General features: G+C 62.0%; 20 protein-coding genes and 2 pseudogenes. 13 read left to right on the top strand and 9 right to left on the bottom strand.

Annotated elements, in window-relative coordinates:
• Nucleotide 1: 1 nt before the first annotated feature.
• From ACS4RS_RS19010 to ACS4RS_RS18990, 5 genes are all read left to right on the top strand, one after another.
• The gene (locus ACS4RS_RS19010) at nucleotides 2–2,521 is read left to right on the top strand and encodes a hypothetical protein (protein ID WP_449313783.1); all 2,520 of its coding nucleotides are present in this window, start codon (nucleotides 2–4) and stop codon (nucleotides 2,519–2,521) included.
• Between the two features lie 169 nt (nucleotides 2,522–2,690).
• Nucleotides 2,691–3,950, top strand: coding sequence for an extracellular solute-binding protein (locus tag ACS4RS_RS19005; RefSeq protein ID WP_439009718.1), 1,260 nt, complete (start codon nucleotides 2,691–2,693; stop codon nucleotides 3,948–3,950).
• Nucleotides 3,951–3,961: 11 nt separating this feature from the next.
• Nucleotides 3,962–4,999: an ABC transporter permease subunit gene (locus ACS4RS_RS19000; RefSeq protein ID WP_439009719.1), complete on the top strand. Its 1,038-nt coding sequence runs from the start codon at nucleotides 3,962–3,964 to the stop codon at nucleotides 4,997–4,999.
• Nucleotides 4,996–6,045 (top strand): ABC transporter permease subunit, encoded by a 1,050-nt coding sequence (locus ACS4RS_RS18995; protein ID WP_439009720.1) that lies wholly within the window; start codon nucleotides 4,996–4,998, stop codon nucleotides 6,043–6,045. Before ACS4RS_RS19000 ends, ACS4RS_RS18995 begins: the two co-directional genes overlap by 4 nt.
• A 27-nt stretch (nucleotides 6,046–6,072) precedes the next feature.
• Nucleotides 6,073–7,152: a sn-glycerol-3-phosphate ABC transporter ATP-binding protein UgpC gene (locus ACS4RS_RS18990; protein WP_439009721.1), complete on the top strand. Its 1,080-nt coding sequence runs from the start codon at nucleotides 6,073–6,075 to the stop codon at nucleotides 7,150–7,152.
• A 128-nt stretch (nucleotides 7,153–7,280) separates the two neighbouring features.
• Here the strand turns inward: ACS4RS_RS18990 and ACS4RS_RS18985 are convergent, their stop codons facing one another.
• From ACS4RS_RS18985 to ACS4RS_RS18955, 7 genes are all read right to left on the bottom strand, one after another.
• Complete coding sequence (locus ACS4RS_RS18985) at nucleotides 7,281–7,568, bottom strand: copper-binding protein (protein ID WP_439009722.1); 288 nt, start codon at nucleotides 7,566–7,568, stop codon at nucleotides 7,281–7,283.
• A gap of 23 nt (nucleotides 7,569–7,591) precedes the next feature.
• On the bottom strand, nucleotides 7,592–8,071 hold the full coding sequence (locus tag ACS4RS_RS18980) for a plastocyanin/azurin family copper-binding protein (RefSeq protein ID WP_439009723.1): 480 nt from the start codon (nucleotides 8,069–8,071) through the stop codon (nucleotides 7,592–7,594).
• A gap of 31 nt (nucleotides 8,072–8,102) precedes the next feature.
• A complete protein-coding gene (locus ACS4RS_RS18975; protein ID WP_439009724.1) occupies nucleotides 8,103–9,449 on the bottom strand; it encodes a multicopper oxidase family protein in 1,347 nt (448 codons plus the stop codon).
• A 13-nt stretch (nucleotides 9,450–9,462) separates the two neighbouring features.
• Entirely contained in the window at nucleotides 9,463–10,929 is a 1,467-nt protein-coding gene (locus tag ACS4RS_RS18970; protein ID WP_439009725.1) for a TolC family protein, read from the bottom strand.
• The gene (locus ACS4RS_RS18965) at nucleotides 10,926–11,153 is read right to left on the bottom strand and encodes a hypothetical protein (RefSeq protein WP_439009726.1); all 228 of its coding nucleotides are present in this window, start codon (nucleotides 11,151–11,153) and stop codon (nucleotides 10,926–10,928) included. Before ACS4RS_RS18965 ends, ACS4RS_RS18970 begins: the two co-directional genes overlap by 4 nt.
• Nucleotides 11,154–11,246: 93 nt before the next feature.
• Nucleotides 11,247–11,660: a hypothetical protein gene (locus tag ACS4RS_RS18960; protein ID WP_439009727.1), complete on the bottom strand. Its 414-nt coding sequence runs from the start codon at nucleotides 11,658–11,660 to the stop codon at nucleotides 11,247–11,249.
• 153 nt (nucleotides 11,661–11,813) lie between these two features.
• Nucleotides 11,814–12,317, bottom strand: coding sequence for a cytochrome b/b6 domain-containing protein (locus ACS4RS_RS18955; RefSeq protein WP_439009728.1), 504 nt, complete (start codon nucleotides 12,315–12,317; stop codon nucleotides 11,814–11,816).
• A gap of 306 nt (nucleotides 12,318–12,623) precedes the next feature.
• Here ACS4RS_RS18955 and ACS4RS_RS18950 point away from each other — a divergent pair.
• A pseudogene (locus tag ACS4RS_RS18950) lies at nucleotides 12,624–13,182 on the top strand (cytochrome c).
• A 156-nt stretch (nucleotides 13,183–13,338) separates the two neighbouring features.
• Here the strand turns inward: ACS4RS_RS18950 and ACS4RS_RS18945 are convergent.
• The gene (locus tag ACS4RS_RS18945; protein ID WP_439009729.1) at nucleotides 13,339–13,521 is read right to left on the bottom strand and encodes a hypothetical protein; all 183 of its coding nucleotides are present in this window, start codon (nucleotides 13,519–13,521) and stop codon (nucleotides 13,339–13,341) included.
• A gap of 374 nt (nucleotides 13,522–13,895) precedes the next feature.
• Between ACS4RS_RS18945 and ACS4RS_RS18940 the strand changes: the two genes are divergently transcribed.
• From ACS4RS_RS18940 to ACS4RS_RS18910, 7 genes and pseudogenes are all read left to right on the top strand, one after another.
• Entirely contained in the window at nucleotides 13,896–14,105 is a 210-nt protein-coding gene (locus ACS4RS_RS18940; protein WP_003586528.1) for a hypothetical protein, read from the top strand.
• A gap of 8 nt (nucleotides 14,106–14,113) precedes the next feature.
• Nucleotides 14,114–14,488: a GFA family protein gene (locus ACS4RS_RS18935; protein WP_439009730.1), complete on the top strand. Its 375-nt coding sequence runs from the start codon at nucleotides 14,114–14,116 to the stop codon at nucleotides 14,486–14,488.
• A 160-nt stretch (nucleotides 14,489–14,648) separates the two neighbouring features.
• A pseudogene (locus ACS4RS_RS18930) lies at nucleotides 14,649–15,942 on the top strand (efflux RND transporter periplasmic adaptor subunit).
• Nucleotides 15,943–15,954: 12 nt separating this feature from the next.
• Nucleotides 15,955–16,671 (top strand): ATP-binding cassette domain-containing protein, encoded by a 717-nt coding sequence (locus tag ACS4RS_RS18925; protein ID WP_439009731.1) that lies wholly within the window; start codon nucleotides 15,955–15,957, stop codon nucleotides 16,669–16,671.
• On the top strand, nucleotides 16,661–17,863 hold the full coding sequence (locus ACS4RS_RS18920; RefSeq protein ID WP_449313782.1) for an ABC transporter permease: 1,203 nt from the start codon (nucleotides 16,661–16,663) through the stop codon (nucleotides 17,861–17,863). Before ACS4RS_RS18925 ends, ACS4RS_RS18920 begins: the two co-directional genes overlap by 11 nt.
• A gap of 79 nt (nucleotides 17,864–17,942) precedes the next feature.
• Nucleotides 17,943–18,302, top strand: coding sequence for a VOC family protein (locus ACS4RS_RS18915; protein ID WP_439011805.1), 360 nt, complete (start codon nucleotides 17,943–17,945; stop codon nucleotides 18,300–18,302).
• Between the two features lie 360 nt (nucleotides 18,303–18,662).
• Nucleotides 18,663–19,277, top strand: coding sequence for an FCD domain-containing protein (locus ACS4RS_RS18910; RefSeq protein ID WP_439009732.1), 615 nt, complete (start codon nucleotides 18,663–18,665; stop codon nucleotides 19,275–19,277).
• A 51-nt stretch (nucleotides 19,278–19,328) separates the two neighbouring features.
• Here ACS4RS_RS18910 and ACS4RS_RS18905 read toward each other — a convergent pair whose 3' ends face one another.
• The gene (locus ACS4RS_RS18905) at nucleotides 19,329–20,141 is read right to left on the bottom strand and encodes an FAD-binding oxidoreductase (RefSeq protein ID WP_439009733.1); all 813 of its coding nucleotides are present in this window, start codon (nucleotides 20,139–20,141) and stop codon (nucleotides 19,329–19,331) included.
• Nucleotides 20,142–20,412 lie beyond the last annotated feature (271 nt).

The following is a 20,412-nucleotide window of genomic DNA, read 5'->3' as shown; positions in this document are numbered from 1 at the left end:
CATGACCGCTGAGAAATCCCATCTTCGCCGCGCCACCGGCAAACAGAGCCCGATCGTCTATTGGCAGCTCGGCAATCTCTCACAGGCGCGCTACGACGTCGCCGACCGGCCGATGGAAGGCAAGATGGATCCGTTTTTCTTTGTCACCAAGACGAAGAACTTCATCCCGCATGAATATCCCTGCCGCACCGAATTCAGGACATGCTTCTCCGGCCGAAGACCGCAATCGACCGACGAATTCGAACCCGTCCGGTGGTGGCTTCCCTTCGCCTCGCCGCGCGTCGATCTCTCCGGTTTCTGGTTTCGCCCGACGCGCATCGGCTGCTGGGCCCGCAGCTTCCTCGATGCCGGCACGGCCGGGCCCGCCAGGCTTCGCCTGTCGACTTGCGGCGGCGCCATCCTTTTCGTCAACGGCCGCGAGCAGGGCTTCATGGCGCCTTACGAGCGCAATCTGGAAGCCCAGCAGGTCTTCGAGGTCGAGCTCGCCGCCGGCCTCAATGAGATCCGCGTCTATTTCGACGATCTCGCCGAGCGAGACGCCCGCTTCTATTTCCAGCTGGATTATCTCGACGGACCGGAGGTCGAAACCGCTGTTCCCGTTCCGATCGCCGCCGCTGCCGCGGATGCGCTGGAGACGATCCTCGAAGGCATGCGCTTCGATCGTACCGCCTATCTCGGCGAGGATGTAACGATCCTGTTTCCTGCGCCGCTGCCGGTGGCGCTGAGCTGTCATGTCGAGATCGAAGGCGACTTCATGTCGGTCGAGCGCTTCGATTATGATTTCGCGCTTGAGAAAGGCGCAACCAGGCTCGAACTCGGGACCTCGGCCCGCATGCCGGCCGATTTCCGTCATTTCCGCATCACCTTTAAAACAGGCGAAATTTCGCTCGGCCGCACGCTCGGCGTCGAGATCTGTCATCCCCAGCGCCAGGGGCAAGCGCCTGCTGCGCTGGAAGATCGCGTTGCCGAGGCGCTTGCCGAAGTCGCCGCGCATTCGGAACCCGACACGGTCTGCGCTTTCGCGCGCCTGGCCCTGGGGCAGGGCGGCGAGGAAACCGAGGCAATGATCTCGGCCATGCTGCCCGTCATCGAGCATTGTCACGACTGCGCCGATTTCGTGCTGGTGCCGCTGCTGTTTGCCTATACGCGTTGGAGCGATCTGCTGTCGCAGGCTCTGAGGCAAAGGATCGAACACGCCGTTCTTCGCTACCGCTATTGGATGGACGAACCGGGCAACGACGTTCAGTGGTATTTTTCGGAAAACCACGCGTTGCTCTTCCACACCGCCGCCTATCTCGGCGGCCGGCTTTTCCCCGATGCCGTCTTCGTCCGCTCCGGCCGCACCGGCGCCGAGCAGATGAAGGTCGGCGAAGAGCGGGTCCGGGCCTGGCTCGATCATTTCGAGCACTGGGAAATGGCCGAGTGGAATTCCGTTCCGTATTTCCCGATCGACCTCAAGGGCCTGACGGCGCTTGCCGCCTGCGCGCCGGACGAGACGATCCGCGCCCGGGCGAATGCCAGCATCGTCCGCCTGATGGAAATTGTCGCCCGTTCGGCCCATCACGGCATGCTGACCGGCAGCCAGGGCCGCTCCTACGAACATACGCTGCGCCCCGGCCGCTCGGTCGAACTCTCGGCCATTTCTAGGCTGCTCTGGGGCCGCGGCTGGTATGCCCGGCGCGTCCACGCTTTGCCGCAGCTTGCCGTCTGCATCCGCGACCACGGCCTGCAGTTTCCCGAGGCGCTTGCCGCGATCGCCGCGCATGACGCCGACGACGCGCAGGAATGGACCTTTTCCCAGGGCGAGAACCGTTTTGCCGCCCTCTATCATTACAAGACGCGCGATACTGCGCTCGGCACCATCGCCCATTATCGCCCCGGCGCCTGGGGCTATCAGGAGACGGTGCTGCATCTGCGCCTCGGCGACCGGCCGGAAGCGCAGGTCTGGATCAACCATCCCGGCGAAACTATCCAGTTCGGTTACGGCCGGCCGAGCTTCTGGGGCGGCTGCGGAACGCTGCCGCGGGTCCATCAATATCGCGATCTCGCCATCCTCGATTTCGACATCCATGAGGGCCAGCCGGATTTCACCCATGCCTGGTTCCCGCTCGAAGCCTTCGACGACACGGTGGTCGACGGCAATCTGGCGCTCGCCCGCTCCGGCAACGGGCTTGCGATCCTGATCGGCAATGGCGCGTTCGAGCCGGTAAAACATGGCCCGACGACGAATGTCGAGCTGCGCCTCTCCGGCCGCAAGGGCCGCTGGATCGTCCGTCTCTCCGATTGCGGGCGCGAAGGCAGCCTCGACGGCATGCGGGCGCGTTTCGCCACGCTCGCGGCCCGTCGGGACAATGAGGGCGCTTTGATTGTCATCGATCCGGATTATGGTCAGGTGGTCTTCGAAGAGGACGGCACCGTGCGGGCCGAAGGCCGCATTCTTCGTCCGTCGGACTGGTCGGTGCGGGGAGACGCGGTACATCTTGAGATATCAGGCAGGCAGCCTCGGCGCGCGGCCTCATAGACGATATGCCCGGCAGGTGGAGGACCCGGCCGGGCCTACTGCATAATTCCTTAAATCGGAAGCGATTTAAGGATAAAATTATGCAGCAATTCAAAGTGTTACAGCGTCCTTTGCGCGTCTGAAAAGACGCGCGGCGCTGTGGGAATTCATCGGTCAGCAGGAGGAGAAAATGACCAGAATGAAATCGATCGGTGCGGCTTTGGCTGCGCTTCTCTTGGGTTCCGTTGCCGCCCATGCCGGCGACGTGCGCATCATGTGGTATTCCGACGGCGGCGAAGGGGCTGTCATCAAGGACCTGCTGGCGCGCTTCTCGAAGGCCAATCCCGATGTCAACGTGATCCTCGACGAGGTTTCGTATGACGTTGTCAAGGAACAGCTGCCGGTGCAGCTCGAAGCAGGGAAGGGCCCGGATATCGCCCGCGTCACCAATCTGAAGGCGCTCGCCCAGCACTGGCTCGATCTTCGCCCCGACCTCGCTGACGCCAAATACTGGGACGACAATTTCGGCGCCCAGGCCGACTGGATGCGTCCCGACGGCTCGAACGCCATCACCGGCCTCATGACGCAGCTGACGCTGACCGGCGGCTTCGTCAACAAGACGCTGTTCGATCAGGCCGGCGTCGAAATTCCCGGCCCGAAAGCCACCTGGGATGATTGGGCGGCCGCCGCCAAGAAGGTCGCCGACAGTCAGAAGGTCTTCGCCATGGCGATCGACCGCTCCGGCCATCGCGTCTCCGGCCCGAATATCTCCTACGGCGCCAATTATATCGCCGCCGACGGCAAGCCGGCACCGATCGATCAGGGCGCCAAGGACTTCCTCAGCCGCTTCGTCAAGTGGAACGAGGAGGGCATCGTCAACAAGGATGTCTGGGTCAGCGCCGCAGGCACCACCTATCGCGCCGCCGCCGAAGACTTCATCAATGGCGGCCTTGCCTATTATTATTCCGGCAGCTGGCAGGTCCCGGGCTTTGCCCAGAAGATCGGCGATAATTTCGATTGGGTCATGACCGGGAGCCCCTGCGGCACTGTCGCCTGCACCGGCATACAGGGCGGCGCCGGTCTTGTCGCCGTCAAATACACCAAGAACCCCAAGGACGTCGCCAAGGTGATGGACTATCTGGCAAGCACCGACGTGCAGAAGGAATTCGCCGAGCGCAGCCTGTTCATTCCCGCGCATAAGGGCGTGGCCTCCGGCCAGGTGGACTTCAAGACCGACAATCCGCATGTGCAGGCGGCGCTGAAGGCCTTCGTCGAAGCGGCCGGCCAGACGGCGGCACCGGCCATGAAGCTGCCGGGCTGGAAGTGGTCGGATGCCTATTACAGCGCCATCGTCGCCCGCATCAGCCAGGTGATCGCTGGTGAAATGAAGCTCGACGACGCCTATGCCCGCATCGACGAGGACATCAAAGCCAAGGTCGGCGCTAACTGACGGAAGTAGGGATGGCGGGAAAGACGGTTTCTTCCGAACCGCCGGCGAAAGCCGGCCTGCGGCAGGCGCTCAGCGCGCCTGTCCGGCTCTTCATGGGCATCGTCGATATTCCCATGCGCGCTTGGCAGAAGCTGACGGGGCTGAACGGTATGGCGGGCGTCTTCCTGGCGCCCAACATGCTGATCTTCACCGTCTTTGTGCTCCTGCCGCTGGTCATCAACTTCATCTATTCGACGACAAGCGGCGGCGCCATCTTCCTGCCGAACAGGACCTATGTCGGCGCCGAGCAGTACCGCATCCTGTTCGATTGCGGTTCTTATCTCGACCCCTCGACCTGCGCGGCCGACACTTTCTGGGCGGCCGTGCGCAACACCGCCGTCTTTGTCGTCTTCCAGGTCTCGGCGATGCTGGTCGCCGCGCTGGCGACGGCTTTGATTCTCAACCGCGAGCTTTCCAATCGCGGCTTCTGGCGCGCCGTCTTCTTCTTCCCGGTCCTTCTGTCGCCCGTCGTCGTCGGCCTGATCTGGAAATGGATCCTGCAGCGCCAGGGCCTGTTGAATTATGCGCTGAGCCCCTTCGGCTTCGAACCCTTCTCCTGGCTCAGCGATCGGTTCTGGGCCTTCTTCTTCGCCGTCTTCGTCTCGGTCTGGGCGCATATGGGTTTTTATGCGCTGATCCTGCTCGCCGGCCTGCAGGCGATCCCGAGGGATCTCTACGAGGCGGCGGCGATGGACAAGGCGAGCCCCACCCGCATCTTCCGGCGGATCACCCTGCCGCTGCTGATGCCGAACCTCATCGTCGTCCTGGTGCTGGCGCTGATTCGCGCCGTGCAGATCTTCGACGAGGTCTTCGTTTTGACCGGCGGCGGGCCCGGTACCAGCACCATGTACATCACCCAGTATATTTACGAGACCGGCTTTGCCAGTTCGCTGCGCAATCCGGGGCTTGCCTCGGCCGCCTCGATCCTGATGGGTATCGTGCTCGTCATCCTGACGCTGATCCAGCTCGGCGCGAGCAACCGCAACGAGAAGAAGGGAACACGCCAATGAGCGCGATCGGCACCTTTCTCCTGCGCCGCCGCGGCCGCGGCTGGCACTGGACCGATGTGGTCACATGGATCTGGCTGATCTCCGGCGTCTTCCTGATGTTCGGACCCGCCGTCTGGCTGGTCTTTTCCTCCTTCAAGACGCCGGCCGCACTTGCCGAATTCCCGCCGTCCTTCCTGCCCTATATCACCGAACAGGCCGTCGTGCCGGGCTACGACAAGCCGCTGCCGCTCTATAACGTCACGATGCCTGATGGCAGCACCCGTGTGCTCGCCGAAGTCCGCCGCATCGGCATCATCGGCCAGATGGTCGATGCGAAACAGCCGGGTGCAATCATCAAGGCGAACATCAAGGACCGCACCCCGGTGCGCAAGGTCGAATTCGCCGCCGGCAATTACACCGAACCGTTCCAGCGCTTCGATTTCTTCCTGTTCATGCGCAACTCCATCTTCGTCACGGTCGTGGCGACGGCGATCACGCTGCTCGTCAATTCCATGGCCGCCTTTGCGCTGTCGAAATACCAGTTCCCTGGCCGCACCGCCGTCATGATGATGATCCTGGCGACGCTGATGGTGCCGCTCTCGGTGATCGTCGTGCCGCTTTATTCCGTCATCGGCACCCTGAACCTTTTCGACAGCCTCTGGGGCGTCATCCTGCCGACAGTCGCCACCCCGACAGGCGTGTTCCTGCTGCGGCAATATATGCTGACCATTCCCGACGAGTTGATCGACGCCGCGCGCATGGACAAGGCCAGCGAATGGCAGATCTACTGGCGCATCATCCTGCCGCTGTCGGCGCCGGCCCTTGCGGTGCTGGCGATCTTCTCGGTCGTCTGGCGCTGGAACGATTTCCTCTGGCCGCTGATCGTGCTCTCGCGCAAGGAACTCTATACGCTGCAGGTCGGCCTCAACGTCTATGCCGGCGAACTCAATGTGCAATGGCACTATATCCTCGCCATGACCGTGGTCTCGATGATCCCGGTCGTGCTGATCTTCGTCTTCCTGCAGCGCTTCATCACCACAGGTATCGCCGGCTCGGGACTGAAATAGGCCAGGCTAAAAATACGAGGAGAGTGCATGAGCGGGCTCGAGCTCAGGAACATCGTCAAGAATTTCGGCGCCGTCGAGGTCATCCGCGATGTCTCGCTAGAGGTCCATGACGGCGAGTTCGTCGCCTTCGTCGGCCCCTCCGGCTGCGGGAAATCGACGCTGCTGCGCTTGATCGCCGGCCTCGACAAGCCGACGGGCGGCAGCATCGCCATCGACGGTAAGGATGTCACCGAGATCGGCGCCGCCGACCGCGGCCTTGCCATGGTCTTCCAATCTTATGCGCTTTATCCGCATATGAGTGTGCGGGAGAACCTCGCCTTCGGCCTCGAGAATACCAAGGTGGCCAAGGCCGAGATCGAAGCGCGCATTGCTGACGCCGCCCGCATGCTGGAGATCGAGCCCTTCCTGCAGCGCCGCCCGGGCCAGCTCTCCGGCGGTCAGCGCCAGCGCGTCGCGATCGGCCGCGCCATCGTCCGCCGGCCGGATGCCTTCCTGCTCGACGAGCCGCTCTCCAATCTCGACGCCGAGCTGAGAGTGAGCATGCGCGCCGAGCTTGCCGCGCTCCACGCCCGCCTGAAGGCGACGATGATCTACGTTACCCACGATCAGGTCGAGGCGATGACGCTTGCAAACCGCATCGTTGTGCTTCGAGGCGGCAGGGTCGAGCAGGTGGGAACACCGCTGGAGCTTTACAACAAACCGGCCAACCGCTTCGTCGCCGGCTTCATCGGCGCGCCGCACATGAATTTTCTGGAGGGTGCCATCGTCGGCCACGAAGGCGGTTTTACCCAAGTCGAAACCGTCGGCGGCCACCGCCTTTCCGTTATTGCTCAGGAAACGCGCCCGATCGGCGAGCGGATCAGCATCGGCATCCGCCCGCAACACATCACCCTTGCCGACGCGGGCGCCGCGTCAAGGCTGGACACCCGCGTCACCCTTGTCGAAGAACTGGGTTCCGAAACCGTCGTCCACGCCGACGCAGCGGGCAAGAAGCTGATCGCCGTCTTTGCCGGCCAGCAACGGATGAAATCGGGCGACAGCCTGCCACTGCATCTCGACCCCGCCGTGCTGCATCTCTTTGGCGAGGACGGAAGGCGTCTGTCCTAACAGGCTGCGATAAACCGCCTGGCAGGGCGGGCCGAACATGTCGCTTGCCGCCAGATGGAGATGTTCCGGAAAAATTGTGGCGCTGTCGATGTCCTGCCGCCCGGATCGACCCGGGCGGCAGGAAGCGGCTATTTAATATTGGTGACGGTCAGCTTGCCATTCAGCCGCTCGGCAACGAACTCGACATTCGCACCTTCCTCCAGTTTTTCGAGCAGAGCCGGGTCTTCGACGCGGAAAACCATCGTCATCGCGGGCATGTCGAGGTTCTTCATGTCCTCATGCTTGATGGTGACCTTCTTTGCCTTTGCGTCGACTTTGTTGATGACACCCCTGGTAAATTCCTCGGCGAATGCGCCGAAGGCTGCGCTGGCGCAGAGCAGGGCGGCGAGGCCGATTTTGATCATTGCTGTTTTCATGTGTCTAGCTCCTGTGTTGCAGATTACTTGCCGGCGACTGTGACGTCGCCATGCATGCCGGCTTCGTAGTGGCCAGGGATCAGGCAGGCGAACTTGAAAGCGCCATCGGTGGTGAACTTCCAGACGATCTCACCGGCTTGGCCGGCCGGAAGCCGGACGGAGTTGGCGTCGGCATGTTCCATTTCCGGGAACTTCTCCATGACCTTCTTGTGCTCCAGGATCTTGACTTCCTGATCGAGCACGAATTCGTGGTCGACGGTTCCGGCATTCTTGATCGTGATCTTGACCGTCTGCCCTTTGCGGACGTTGAAGACTGCGGGGGTAAACAGCATCTTTCCGTCGTCGGTTTCCGTCATCGTGACGCGAATGGTCTGTGTCGCCTTGGCCTTGTCGCCGGGTTCTCCGATAGCCATCTTCTCGCCGTGGCCGCCGGCATGATTGCCTGAGGCAAGTGCTGGCGACGCCATTGCTGCGAGCGCCAGTGCCATGAGATAATTCTTCATCCGTCATTCCTTTCGATGTTGAGATTGGACCTCAGCCCTTTGTCGGCTTCGGCGTGATTTGCGTTTCCGCGTCTTTGGCCTTGGTCGCGTCCGGAAGTTCTCCGGTCCACTCCCAGGCCTGCGTTCCGGGCGGGTTTTCGTACCAGCCGGGATCCGAGTAATCGTCTGCCGATATCCCCTCGCGGACCTTGACGACCGAGAACATGCCGCCCATTTCGATCGGACCATGTGGTCCCCAGCCGGTCATCATCGGAATGGTGTTCTCGGGGATGGGCATTTCCATTTCGCCCATGTCGGCCATGCCCTTGGTGCCCATGGGCATGTATTCCGGCTGCAGCTTCCTGATCTTCTCGGCGACCTTCGACTTGTCCGCACCGATGAAGGTAGGAATGTTATGACCCATGGCGTTCATCGTGTGGTGCGATTTGTGGCAATGGATCGCCCAATCGCCGAGATGCTTGGCGTCGAACTCGTAGGCACGCATCGCGCCGACGGGTATGTCGATGCTCACCTCCGGCCACCGCGCTTGCGGCCGCACCCAGCCGCCGTCGGTGCAGGTCACTTCGAAATCGTAGCCATGCATGTGGACCGGATGGTTGGTCATCGTCAGGTTGCCGACGCGGACGCGCACCCGGTCATTCCTGGACACGACGAGAGGGCTGATGTCCGGGAACACGCGGCTGTTCCAGCACCACATGTTGAAGTCGGTCATCTCCATGATCCGCGGCACGTAGGAGCCTGGGTCGATGTCGTAGGCGTTGAGCAGGAAGACGAAGTCCCGGTCAACGCGCATGAAGTTGGGATCTTTCGGATGGATCACGAAGAAACCCATCATACCCATCGCCATCTGCACCATCTCGTCGGAATGCGGGTGGTACATGAAGGTGCCGGATTTCACGAGGTCGAACTCATAGACGTAGGTCTTGCCGACCGGAATGTGCGGCTGCGTCAGGCCGCCGACGCCGTCCATGCCCGAAGGCAGGATCATGCCGTGCCAGTGGATCGTGGTATGCTCGGGCAGCTTGTTGGTAACGAAGATGCGAACGCGATCTCCCTCGACAGCCTCGATCGTCGGTCCCGGTGACTGTCCGTTGTAACCCCAAAGATAGGCGGTCATGCCGTCCGCCATCTCGCGCTCGACCGGTTCGGCGACGAGGTGGAATTCCTTGACGCCGTTGTTCATCCGATGCGGCAGGGTCCAGCCGTTGAGGGTGACGACCGGCTGGTATTCCGGGCCGGAGGTAGGGAGGAGCGGGGGCTGCATGTCGGCCGAATCCATCGTCGGGGCCTCGGGCAGACCCATTGCCGAGGTCTTCGTCCAGGCGGCTGTGGTGAGCAGAGCAGCGCTGGCTCCAAAAAGTTGTCGTCTGTTGAACATGGTGTGTCCTTTCTCAATGACCGGCGTCACCGCTGCTTTCGGAAGCAGCGGTGACCTCGGCCTCTGCCGACGCCTTCGTCGAGCCGCCGCCGTAGATCGCAGGCACCAGATCGCCTTCCGCCAGCCAGAAATCTCGCTTCGCGTTGACGGAGAGCAGGATGGAGTTGATCTTGTCGCGGGTGTCTGTCAGCAGCTCGAAGGTGTTCGAGATCATGCCGTTGTAGGTCAGCAGGGATTCCTCCTCGACCTTGGTGCGCAACGGCACGACGTTGTTGCGGTAGTGCCGCGCAATATCGTAGTGCGAGCGGTAGGCCTCGTAAGCGGAGCGTGCTTCCGAGCGCACGTTGACGGCTTTCTCGGCCAAGAGGTTCGCCGCCCGCATGTAAGCCAGCTCGGACTTGCGCATCCGGGCCTTGCCGGTGTCGAAGATCGGGATGGCGAACTCAAGCTCGACTTGCGCAGTGGTCCTGGTTTTCGTCTCGTCATTCTCGATTTCCCGTTCCGCTTCGAAACCGGTCAGGATCTCGAGGTCGCTGACATAGCGCGTCGCCTTGGTAAGGCCGTAGGATCTGGCAGTGGCCTCAAGGGCGAGCTTGGCGATCTCCAGGTCGATGCGGTTCCTGAGGGCTTCGGCCTCGATGGTGTCGCGCCTGACGACGGACTTGGGTAGCGGCGGCAGGCTATTCGGAACCTGGTAGTCGAGATCGGAGCCCCAGAGGCCCATCAGCCGCGTCAGATCCTCCTTGGCGAGACGAGCCGCCAGCCGGGCCTTCGCCGTTTCTCCGGCGAGTTCGGCGACGAACACATGTTCGCGGGCTTGCGCGCCCTTGGTCATCGCACCTGTCTCGCCCAGTTTCTCGGCGAGTTCCGAGGCTGCGTCGGCTGCCGCCTGGGCCTGCTGGAGCTGCCCGACGTTCTCCCATGACGCAACCGCGCCGATCCAGGCGCGCCGGGAATCCGCGGCGACCTGAAGTGTCTTGACTGCCGCGATCAATTGCGCCTGCCGGAAGCGGGTGTCGGCGATCGCCATGTCCCTGTTCTTCGTGGCGAGCGCCAAGATGTTCGTCGTGATCATCCCTTCGATCGTCTTGAACGCTTGCAGCTCCGGAGTTCCGATCCCGGTCGTACCGATGGAGATGGTCGGGTTGAGGAACATCGTCGACTGCCAAGCGTCGGCGGCCCTGTCGCCAAGATCGGCATAGGCGGCCTGCAGGCCCTTATTGTTGAGCAGCGCGATCTGAACGGCCGTCTCGACGTCGAGAGGCTTCGTTCGAGCAAGCAGGCCCTTGACCTGCGCGGCGGCCGATCGCGCCTGGTTCTGGTTTTGGATCCACACGGTCTCTTTGGCCGTGACCGTGGCGGTTTTGTTGGCAACGGACGTGAATCCCGCCTCTTTGCGGGAATAGTCGGTGCCTGTAACACAGCCGCTCAAGGCAAGCGGAAATGCCAGCGTTACGATCAATCTTTTGGTGCCGATCATGAGCCGCCTCCATGCATGGGAGACTGCAGATCGTTTTGCCTGCGCCAGGGTTTGGGATCGACCGGCTGGCGGGCGACGTAACCGATGATCGGCGACCTGTATGCCGCCGGAAGCGCAGACGGTTCAACGACAGCGGTGGGAAACGCCACCACGTCGGGAGGAAGCGTGGATGCGCAGCCGCCGGCAACGAGCAGCAGCCCCACCACGAAAAGCGAGGGTTTCATTTTGAAATTTCCGAATAGGAGATAGCCTACGGCGCGCTCGCCCTGAAGCAGGCAAACGTCCGACTAGACCCGATCAAGCGGGTGCGTCTCTATTCAGATATTCGGGGGGCGGTGGAGGGTCGGCAGTTCGCCAAGCGTCGTCCGGTCGTCGATGAACTGCCGGATCGACGTAACGACGGGTCCGCCGACGTCCTGGCCTTCACAAATAATGCCGAGCCCGCCACAGAAATCTTTGCAGCATTCTTGCTTGACGGGCTTCGATACGCCATCGGCGTCACTGCTGGCCTCACCTTGGGAGTGGTCATGGACAGCCATCTTCGTCATGTCATGGCCATCGTGATGCCGCATAGCATCCGTTTCTGACACGGCCGCTGCCATTTCAGGGAACGAGGAGCCATGCATGGCGGCGCTGGCGTTCGACAGCGAGTACCCCGCCAGTGATACGATAATCACCAGCCGCATCATCACGAGCAGCCTGCTCATTGCGATTCGGTACATCTTGTCCATGCTCCTCGAACTACATGCAAAGCAGCTCGATTTCAATTGCAACTCGTTTGTCGCCAATGTTCGAGCCCTTTATGTGGCACGAAGATCATCCCGTTCACGATCCTGGTGTTCGCCGCCAAGGCCAACCGCTATGTCGTGCTGACGCTGGCCACTCTAGAAATTCTCGGCTGACCGCTTCCGGCGCGAGAACACCATGCGGTCGACCGTCTCGTCACGGGCGACCAGCGTGTGCCAGGCCGCTGCGGCGAGGTGCAATGCGACCATCGCCAGGATAATCCTCGACCCGATCACATGATACGGCGCGATGGCGAACGAGAGATAGCTCGCGATGAACCCCATGCAGGCCTGTCCGATGATCGCGACGTAGAAGCCGTAGTGAAGCGCCTTCGCGGTCCGCCCGGCCCATAAACCGGGCCTGTCGGCTTCGGGCGGTTGAAGGAGACGAAGAACCAGCCGCAAGCCCATCAGCAGGCCGATCACCATTCCTGCGTAGTTATGAAGTTGGTGCTGGACGACGTCCCAATAGGATGGCGTGAGACCCATGTGGACGGCGTGATGAGTTCTCTCGATGCTGCCCCCGGTCAGATACTGAACCGGCACCATCAAGGCGACGAGCCAGTGGAGTCCTATCTGGGCGAGCGAGTAACCACTCTTCATCGATCCTCTCCGAGCGAGGGGGCAGACTAACCGGGGACAGTTAATGCTTTCTCATCGCCCGGTTGCCAAAAGATCCACGTGCTGCTGATGCCGATTGGACGCCGGGAATGCGCCGAAATCCGCGTCCACTGTGCCAAGGACTGTGAACCGGGCCGGCGATCCGCCGAGCTGCGTCGATCCCTCGGTCTTCGTTGCGCAGAACGATGAGAAGATGGCCACCTGACGGGCGCATCCGCCCTCTTGCTGCCCAGATAAAGACAGATATCCGCTGCAGTATCATTGTCACAAATGCAGGCGGCCTCGTCGATGAGATTAACAGCTGACGCGAATAAGTTCGGACTGTTCGCCTCCATGGCGGCGGTCCTGATGGTAGCAGCCGTGTCTTCGGCCGAGGAGGACGTTGTCGCCATTCGGCAGGTGGACATGAAAGCCATGGCAGAAGCGGCAAAGACGATCTCCGGCATGTTCAAGGATCCTGACGACCTACAAGGCTAACGAGTTCAGATGGGCGGCCGACACCATTCGCGACAGGTCTGGAGGCGTTCTCTCTGCACATTTTGCGTCTGCGGCCGCCGACCGTAGGCAGTCGAAGGCCGGGCCGAATATCCTTAAAGAGCGCGACCGGTTCGACCGCATCGCCAACGACCTGCGCGACTACGCCATCGCGCTGGATGCCGCCGCGCAGAAAAACCCCGGGCCGATGACTGCCAGCATGCGCATGAAGCCCGGAGAGCCTATGGGCGGCGGTCCTTTCGGCACTCACGTCCGTAACGAGCACGAGCTGTCGTCGATGCCGGCAGAGCACGCGTTCCACCTCATGCTCCAAGCCTGCACGACCTGCCACACCCGGTTTAGGATGGAATGACGGTGGCCACTCGCGATTGGATTGTCCGTTCTATTGGTGCGTGCACGCGCAACGGCCCGAGAGGAAGATCGGCTCCCCGGCGGTCGACCCACTGCCGTGGAGACAAAGAAAGGCCCGCGCTGAAGCGCGAGCCGAATTTCCATATCACAACACTTTTTAGTTGCTATTCTTGTGGCTCTGTTGACCAGCTTTTACATGCTGTTCATGGCTGTCGCCGCGGGTTCCGCTGGACTGCGCGTCGCGACCGCCTGATGAGGTGCTGCGGGCATTGGTATCGTTCTTGTGACTCTGCTGCCCGGCTTTGACGTGTTGTTCAGGGGTTCCACCTTGGTTTGCCATTCGGTTCTCCTTGGGTTTGAACGAGGCCACGTCGACCTCAGAGGTAGAACCGCGCACTGGCCCATGCGTTCCCGATTTTAATATTTCGTGATCTTGCCTGGAAGTGAGGGCATGAGGAAGCGGACCGGACGGGTAGGGAGCTCGCCTGCCGTTTCGTTGGCCATCGGGAGAACGCGGAAAAATCCCGATGTTCTCCAGCACCGCCGCGTCCGCTTGGCGCGGCCCGCAACCTCGATTCGACAATGCGGCTGGCGGCAGGAAGGTTCCGCGATCAACCTGATCCAGTCATGCCGGAGGCCCGCGCCAGGCCGTCGGCTCTTTCCAATCGAACCCATCGCTCTAACTTACCGGGCATGAAAAGAAAGGAGAAACCCATGACCGACGCACCGAATACGGCGACCCCGGCGCGAAGAGTGTTGCGTGGCCGCCCCTACAGTATCGGCGAATTTGCCAGGAAATACCGGCTTGACGACAAGGAGGCAAAGCGCCTCTACGACAAGTTCGGCCCATCGGCTACCGAACTCGATCTGCTGATGGCGGCAAAGCGGCGCCCGCCGGGACTGCCCACCAGTCTCGACGCCTGACGACCGCCATGCGGATCCGGACGGGAAGCTGCCTGTGCGGGGCAGTCGGCTATCGCGTCGAAGGCGAGCCGCTTCGCGTCGGCCTTTGCCACTGCGCCGATTGCCGCAAATCGAGCGGCTCGGCCTTCGTCTTCTTTGCGCTCTGGCCGCGCCGGGCGTTTTCCCATAGCGGCGAAATCGCGACCTTTGCCGGCCGCAGCTTCTGTCCAGCCTGCGGCAGCAGGCTTTTCTGCCTGCGGGAGGAGGCCGCGGAAATCCGCCTCGGTTCGCTCGACAGCCCACCGACGGACCTCGCGCCGGATCATGAAGTCTGGATCAGGCGGCGCGAACCTTGGCTGCATCCGCTGCCGAGCGCGGGGCAATATGCCGGCGATGCCGATTGACGAGCGCCTCCGCGCGAAAACTTGACCTTTCTTACCAATATTTCATTTCCCCCATCCGCAATTCCGTGCCACTTCGGCGGCAACGCTAATGCCCGGTTCATCTGCGCTGTGCTTATTTCGCTGCAAGGGCCGAGACGGCCAATGACTGATCGAGGATGACATGAACGACACCGGAACCGGCAAGAAGACCGGGCCACAGACAAGCGGCGCGTCCGATCTCGCCGCGGTCCTTGCTGCATCGGGACGTCAGGGCAAGCGCAGCCGCTGGCGTGGACGCCTGCTCATCCTGCTGATCCTCGTCGCTGCCGCAGCCGGCGCCGCCTATTTCTATATGGGCCGCGGGCAAAGCGAAGTGAGCTATGCCACTCAGCCGGCAAAACGCGGCGATCTGACGGTGCTCGTCACCGCCACCGGCTCGGTGCAGCCTACCGAGCAGGTGGATATTTCGAGCGAGCTTTCCGGGACGGTCCGCGACGTCAATGTCGATTACAACAGCACGATCAAAGCGGGTGATGTGCTGGCGCTCCTCGATACCAACAAGCTGGAGGCGGACGTGAAGAGTTCGCGCGCCAAGCTGAATTCTGCCAAGGCAAACGTCGCCAAGGCCAATGCCGATCTGGAATCGGCAAATACCTCGCTCGAGCGGCTGAAGAGCCTGGTCAAGAGCAACGTTTCCACCCAGCAGAGCCTCGACGACGCCACCTACAAACATGATTCCGCCGTCGCCGCCAAACAGATCAACGAAGCCGAGGTGCTCGCCTCGGAGGCCGACCTTCAGCTTGCCGAGGTCAATCTCGCCAAGGCGAAGATCGTCTCGCCAATCGACGGCGTCATCCTGACGCGTTCCGTCAATCCGGGTGCCACGGTCGCAGCCTCGCTTTCGGCGCCGATCCTTTTCACCATCGCCGGCGATCTGAAGAAAATGGAGCTGCAGGTCGATGTCGACGAGGCCGATGTCGGCAAGATCGCCGTCGGCCAGAAGGCGAAGTTTACCGTCGACGCCTATCCCGACCGGATCTTTCCCGCCGAAATCGAACAGATCTCGCTTCGCCTCCGAGGTGGTCAACAATGTCGTGACCTACAAGGCGATCTTGTCGGTCGACAATGCCGACTTGCTGCTGCGCCCCGGCATGACGGCAACCGCCGACATTACCGTTGAGGCCGTCAAGAATACGCTGATGGTGCCGAATGCCGCGCTGCGTTATGCCCCGCCGCAGGCCGAACGCCGCGGCCGCGGTATTCTGGGGATATTCGGTCCGTCACGCCGGCGCGGCGGCAATGCGCCCCAGACGTTGACGGGAACGGAGCGCCGCGTCTGGGTGCTGCGCGACGGCCGCTCCACGTCGGTCGTCATCCAGGTCGGCTCGTCCGACGGGCAGTTCACTCAGGTCGTTTCCGGCGATATCAAGGAAAACGACGCATTGGTAACCGACGCCACCGTGCGGACCGACTAGGCGGTGAGACCGATGGCCAACCCGCCGCTGATCGAATTCAGGCAAGTCTCGAAGGTCTATGGCGAGGGCGAGGCGGCAATCCTCGCGCTCGACCATGTCGATCTTGCGATCGACGCGCATGAATTCGTTGCGATCATGGGCCCGTCGGGTTCCGGCAAGTCGACGGCGATGAACATTCTCGGCTGCCTCGACGTGCCGACATCTGGCGAATACGTCTTCCAGGGCATCGCGACCTCCGGCTTAGACCGCGGCCAGCTGACGCTCCTGCGCCGCCACATGCTCGGCTTCGTCTTCCAGGGCTTCAACCTGCTGTCGCGCACATCGGCCGTCGAAAATGTCGAGCTGCCGCTCATCTATCGCGGCATGGCGGTACGCGAGCGGCGCGAACGGGCCCACGAAGCCTTGGCCCTGGTTGGCCTGTCCGGCCGAGAGCATCACAAGACACAGGAACTATCCGGCGGCCAGCAGCAGCGGGTCGCCATCGCCCGCGCCATCGTCACTGAACCGGCGGTGCTGCTTGCCGACGAACCGACAGGCAATCTCGACACGAAGACCAGCGTCGAGATCATGGACCTGATGACCCGGCTGAACCGCGAGCAGGGCATCACCATCGTCATGGTGACGCATGAGACCGATATCGCCGCCTATGCCGGGCGGCTGCTGCGCTTCGTTGACGGCAAGCTGGAGACAGAGGTCGAGAAGCGGAGGAGGGCGGATCATGTTCTTTGAGACGCTCAAGCTTGCGCTGCGCGCCATCAGCCGCAACATGCTGCGCTCCTTCCTGACCGTGCTCGGCGTCGTCATCGGCGTTGCCGCCGTCATCGCGCTGGTGACGATCGGCAACGGCACCACCGCGCAGGTCTCGACCGAGCTGTCACGGCTCGGCACCAACATGCTGTTCGTTCGCCCCGGCCAGTTCGGCCCCGGACGCGCCAGCTCCGAGGCCAAGCGCTTCAGCGTCAAGGACGTCGCCGCCATCCGCGACCAGATCGGCGGCCTGAGGGCCGTGGCGCCGCTCAACCAGTCCACGGCGACGGTCATATCAGGCGGCCAGAACCATTCGACCAGCGTCTCCGGCACCACCAACGACTATTTCGTCGCGCAGGATTGGAACCTGGCGCTCGGCCGCACTTTTACCCCCGCCGAGGAGCGTGGCCAGTCCCGCTGCATCATCGGCGAAACGGTGCGCTCGCAGCTCTTCGGCGCGGCCGATCCGACCGGCCAGCAGATCCGCGTCGGCAAGGTCTCATGCCCCGTCATCGGCGTCCTTGCCAAGCGCGGCCAGTCCGGCATGGGCACCGACCAGGACGATGTCGTCATCATGCCGGTCAAGGTGTTCCAGCGGCGCATCAGCGGCAACAGCAACGTGCCGCAGATCATCATCTCGGCGCGAGACGGGGTTTCCACAGCCAAGGTGCAGTCGGATGTCGAAGATCTGCTGCGCGAGCGCCGCAAGATCATCCCCGGCCGACAGGACGATTTCAACGTCAACGACATGACCCAGATCGCCGAGGCGATGACCGGCACGACGACGCTGCTGACCGGCCTGCTCGGCGCCGTTGCCGCCATCAGTCTGCTCGTCGGCGGCATCGGCATCATGAACATCATGCTGGTCTCCGTCACCGAGCGAACCCGCGAGATCGGCATTCGCCTGGCGATCGGCGCGCTCGAAAACCAGGTGCTCACCCAGTTCCTGGTCGAAGCGGTGGCGTTGTCGCTCTTCGGCGGCATCACCGGCATTGTGCTTGGCCTCAGCCTCGGCTTCGGCGCCGTGACCCTCCTGAAAGTCCCCTTCGTCTTCAGCCCAATGATGGTCGCCGTCGCCTTCCTCTTCTCCGCCGCAATCGGCATGATCTTCGGCTATTTCCCGGCGAGACGGGCAGCACAGCTCAACCCGATCGAGGCGCTGCGGCATGAGTGACGCATGATGAATGCGTCATGGCAAAATGCTTCATCTCTCTCTACGCTCACAGACTTTAACGTTCTCGGAGGAAACCGGAATGCCGCTCAACAGGCTGGTGATCTACGCCGGAAACGTCGAGGAAACGGCGCGGTTTTACGAGAAGCACTTCGGATTCGAGGCAGCCAGCCTGCCCGGCGACAGCATCGTTGAACTCATCGCCCAGGACGGCGGCGCTAATATAATGCTGCATCAGGCCGCCAAAGGGCAGCGGAGCGGCCAATCCATCGTCAAGCTCGTCTTCGACATAGAGGATGTCGAGGCCTTTTGCATGCGGTGCGCAGAGAACGGTCTGGAGTTCGGCGCTCTTCACAAGGCTGACGGTTATGTGTTCGCCAATGTAAAAGACCCGTGTCAAAATTCGATTTCGGTGTCCAGCCGGGCTTTTCGCAAGAGCTGACCGGAAGGGTAGGTGCCGGTATTATAGAGCGCCCGACGCGGGGCGGCTCTTTACGCCGTGGGTGAGTTCGGGAAGAACGCCAACCCCGCTCTCTGTCCTCCTCGGCCTTGAGCCGAGGATCCATGGCATCATCGCTGGCGGATGTGGTGCGGATGCTCGACTCAAGGCCGAGCATAACGGAGGGTGGGGCGAGTGAAGGGAGTTCTTTTTTGGCGTAGACGACCAGGTCAGCAATCGCATTCGTTGAATTCACCCCGCTGTTATCTCTTTGTCTCCATTCTGATATTTCAATGCCGACTTGTCTTCGGTCTTTGACCGTGCCACTATGTGATATATCAGATTGAGCGGCGGATCTTCGGCATGCAGACGTCACAGAGCCATCTCGCCTATCTCGCGCTCGAGCGTCTGATCGTCACGCTGGCGCTGAAGCCCGGCGCGCTCGTCACCGAAAAGCAGCTGATCGATATGGCGGGCCATGGGCGCACACCGGTGCGCGAGGCGATTCAGAAACTTGCCTGGCAGGGGCTGGTCCTGGTGAAGCCGCGTGTCGGGCTGCAGGTGGCCGAGATTGCGCCTGAGGATCACGGCAATGTCATGCAGGTGCGCCGGGAGCTGGAGCCGATAGCAGCGAGTCTTGCGGCCGAACATGCGACGGACGAACAGCGCGTCCGCCTTGGCGACTGCGCCCGGGCGATGGAGGACTGCGCCGTCACCGGCGATCTCGCCGGCTTCTTCGCCGCCGACAAGACCTTTGACGAAATCCTCGAGGATGCCTGTCCGAACGGCTTCATCATGGCGGCGCTCGGCCCGGTGCAGACGCATGCGCGTCGCCTCTGGTATTCCACCGCAAATCCGGAGCGCATGGACCGCGCCATTGCGCTGCACGTCGCCGTCATCCGCGCCATTCGACAGGACAGGCCGGAAGAGGCGCATGCTGCGATGGCGACCCTGATCGACTATCTCGCCCGCACATAAAAACGGCCCCGTTTCCGGAGCCGTCGTCAGATCTGGATGTCGCAGAAAACGTCAGCCGACGAAGGCGCGTTCGATGACGAATTCGGCAGGCTTGCTGTTGGCGCCTTCATTGAGGCCGGCCTGTTCGAGCAGTTCCTTGGTGTCCTTCAGCATGGCCGAGGAACCACAGATCATGCCACGGTCGATCGCCGGGTCGAGCGGTGGCACGCCGAGATCGGTAAACAGCTTGCCGGAGGAGATCAGGTCGGTGATGCGGCCGCGATATTCGAAATCTTCACGGGTGACGGTCGCGTAGTGGCGCAGCTTGTCGCCGACGACTTCCTTCAGCAACTCGTCGTTCTGGATCTCCTCGACGAGGTCGAAGCCGTATTTCAGCTCGGCGACATCGCGCGTCGTATGGGTGAGGATGACCTCCTCGAACTTTTCATAGGTCTCGGGATCGCGGATCAGGCTGGCGAAAGGCGCAATGCCCGTTCCCGTCGAGAACATATAGAGGCGGCGGCCCGGCGTCAGCGCATCGAGCACCAGCGTGCCTGTCGGCTTCTTGCGCATCAGCACCTGGTCGCCCGGCTTGATCGCCTGCAGATGCGAAGTCAGTGGGCCGTCCGGCACCTTGATCGAGAAGAATTCGAGCTCTTCGGCCCAGGCGGGGCTGGCGATCGAATAGGCGCGGAAGACCGGCTTGCCCTCGACCATCAGGCCTATCATCGCGAATTCACCGGAACGGAAACGGAAGCCCTGCGGCCGGGTCATCGTGAAACGAAAGAGCCGGTCGGTGTAATGCGTCACAGAAAGCACCGTCTCGGCGTAAACGCCGGCGGGGATGGACGAGGCGAAGTCTTCGGTCTTTGCAGGCGCGTTCATTGCGGTAGCGGATCCCGTTTCGTCGGATGAACTGTCGGATGCGAGGCAGATATTACATATCGGGCTCGAATTAAAGGCATTCCATTCCACGCAGTGCTCCTGAAGGGAAATATGCATGTCATTGTCAGGATTCAATGGCCAACCAGGGGGCAGTGGGCAATGTCGTATTTCCCGCTGGCGAAGCCCGGCAAAGGATGCATATTAGGGCGGCGCGCCTGGACTGCACGCCGGTTTTCGGCAAAAGCGGTGCGACAACAAAGACCTACGGCGT

Origin of the sequence: Rhizobium sp. F40D2, assembly GCF_051810745.2 — a bacterium.
In the GTDB taxonomy this organism is placed as follows: domain Bacteria; phylum Pseudomonadota; class Alphaproteobacteria; order Rhizobiales; family Rhizobiaceae; genus Rhizobium.
This window is presented reverse-complemented; position numbering and strand designations above follow the sequence as displayed.

Bases quoted from the DNA above. Each gene is read 5' to 3' on its own strand.
- ACS4RS_RS19010 (WP_449313783.1), top strand. From the start codon at position 2: ATGACCGCTGAGAAATCCCATCTTCGCCGCGCCACCGGCAAACAGAGC.
- ACS4RS_RS19005 (WP_439009718.1), top strand. From the start codon at position 2,691: ATGACCAGAATGAAATCGATCGGTGCGGCTTTGGCTGCGCTTCTCTTG.
- ACS4RS_RS19000 (WP_439009719.1), top strand. From the start codon at position 3,962: ATGGCGGGAAAGACGGTTTCTTCCGAACCGCCGGCGAAAGCCGGCCTG.
- ACS4RS_RS18995 (WP_439009720.1), top strand. From the start codon at position 4,996: ATGAGCGCGATCGGCACCTTTCTCCTGCGCCGCCGCGGCCGCGGCTGG.
- ACS4RS_RS18990 (WP_439009721.1), top strand. From the start codon at position 6,073: ATGAGCGGGCTCGAGCTCAGGAACATCGTCAAGAATTTCGGCGCCGTC.
- ACS4RS_RS18985 (WP_439009722.1), bottom strand. From the start codon at position 7,568: ATGAAAACAGCAATGATCAAAATCGGCCTCGCCGCCCTGCTCTGCGCC.
- ACS4RS_RS18980 (WP_439009723.1), bottom strand. From the start codon at position 8,071: ATGAAGAATTATCTCATGGCACTGGCGCTCGCAGCAATGGCGTCGCCA.
- ACS4RS_RS18975 (WP_439009724.1), bottom strand. From the start codon at position 9,449: ATGTTCAACAGACGACAACTTTTTGGAGCCAGCGCTGCTCTGCTCACC.
- ACS4RS_RS18970 (WP_439009725.1), bottom strand. From the start codon at position 10,929: ATGATCGGCACCAAAAGATTGATCGTAACGCTGGCATTTCCGCTTGCC.
- ACS4RS_RS18965 (WP_439009726.1), bottom strand. From the start codon at position 11,153: ATGAAACCCTCGCTTTTCGTGGTGGGGCTGCTGCTCGTTGCCGGCGGC.
- ACS4RS_RS18960 (WP_439009727.1), bottom strand. From the start codon at position 11,660: ATGGACAAGATGTACCGAATCGCAATGAGCAGGCTGCTCGTGATGATG.
- ACS4RS_RS18955 (WP_439009728.1), bottom strand. From the start codon at position 12,317: ATGAAGAGTGGTTACTCGCTCGCCCAGATAGGACTCCACTGGCTCGTC.
- ACS4RS_RS18945 (WP_439009729.1), bottom strand. From the start codon at position 13,521: ATGGCAAACCAAGGTGGAACCCCTGAACAACACGTCAAAGCCGGGCAG.
- ACS4RS_RS18940 (WP_003586528.1), top strand. From the start codon at position 13,896: ATGACCGACGCACCGAATACGGCGACCCCGGCGCGAAGAGTGTTGCGT.
- ACS4RS_RS18935 (WP_439009730.1), top strand. From the start codon at position 14,114: ATGCGGATCCGGACGGGAAGCTGCCTGTGCGGGGCAGTCGGCTATCGC.
- ACS4RS_RS18925 (WP_439009731.1), top strand. From the start codon at position 15,955: ATGGCCAACCCGCCGCTGATCGAATTCAGGCAAGTCTCGAAGGTCTAT.
- ACS4RS_RS18920 (WP_449313782.1), top strand. From the start codon at position 16,661: ATGTTCTTTGAGACGCTCAAGCTTGCGCTGCGCGCCATCAGCCGCAAC.
- ACS4RS_RS18915 (WP_439011805.1), top strand. From the start codon at position 17,943: ATGCCGCTCAACAGGCTGGTGATCTACGCCGGAAACGTCGAGGAAACG.
- ACS4RS_RS18910 (WP_439009732.1), top strand. From the start codon at position 18,663: ATGCAGACGTCACAGAGCCATCTCGCCTATCTCGCGCTCGAGCGTCTG.
- ACS4RS_RS18905 (WP_439009733.1), bottom strand. From the start codon at position 20,141: ATGAACGCGCCTGCAAAGACCGAAGACTTCGCCTCGTCCATCCCCGCC.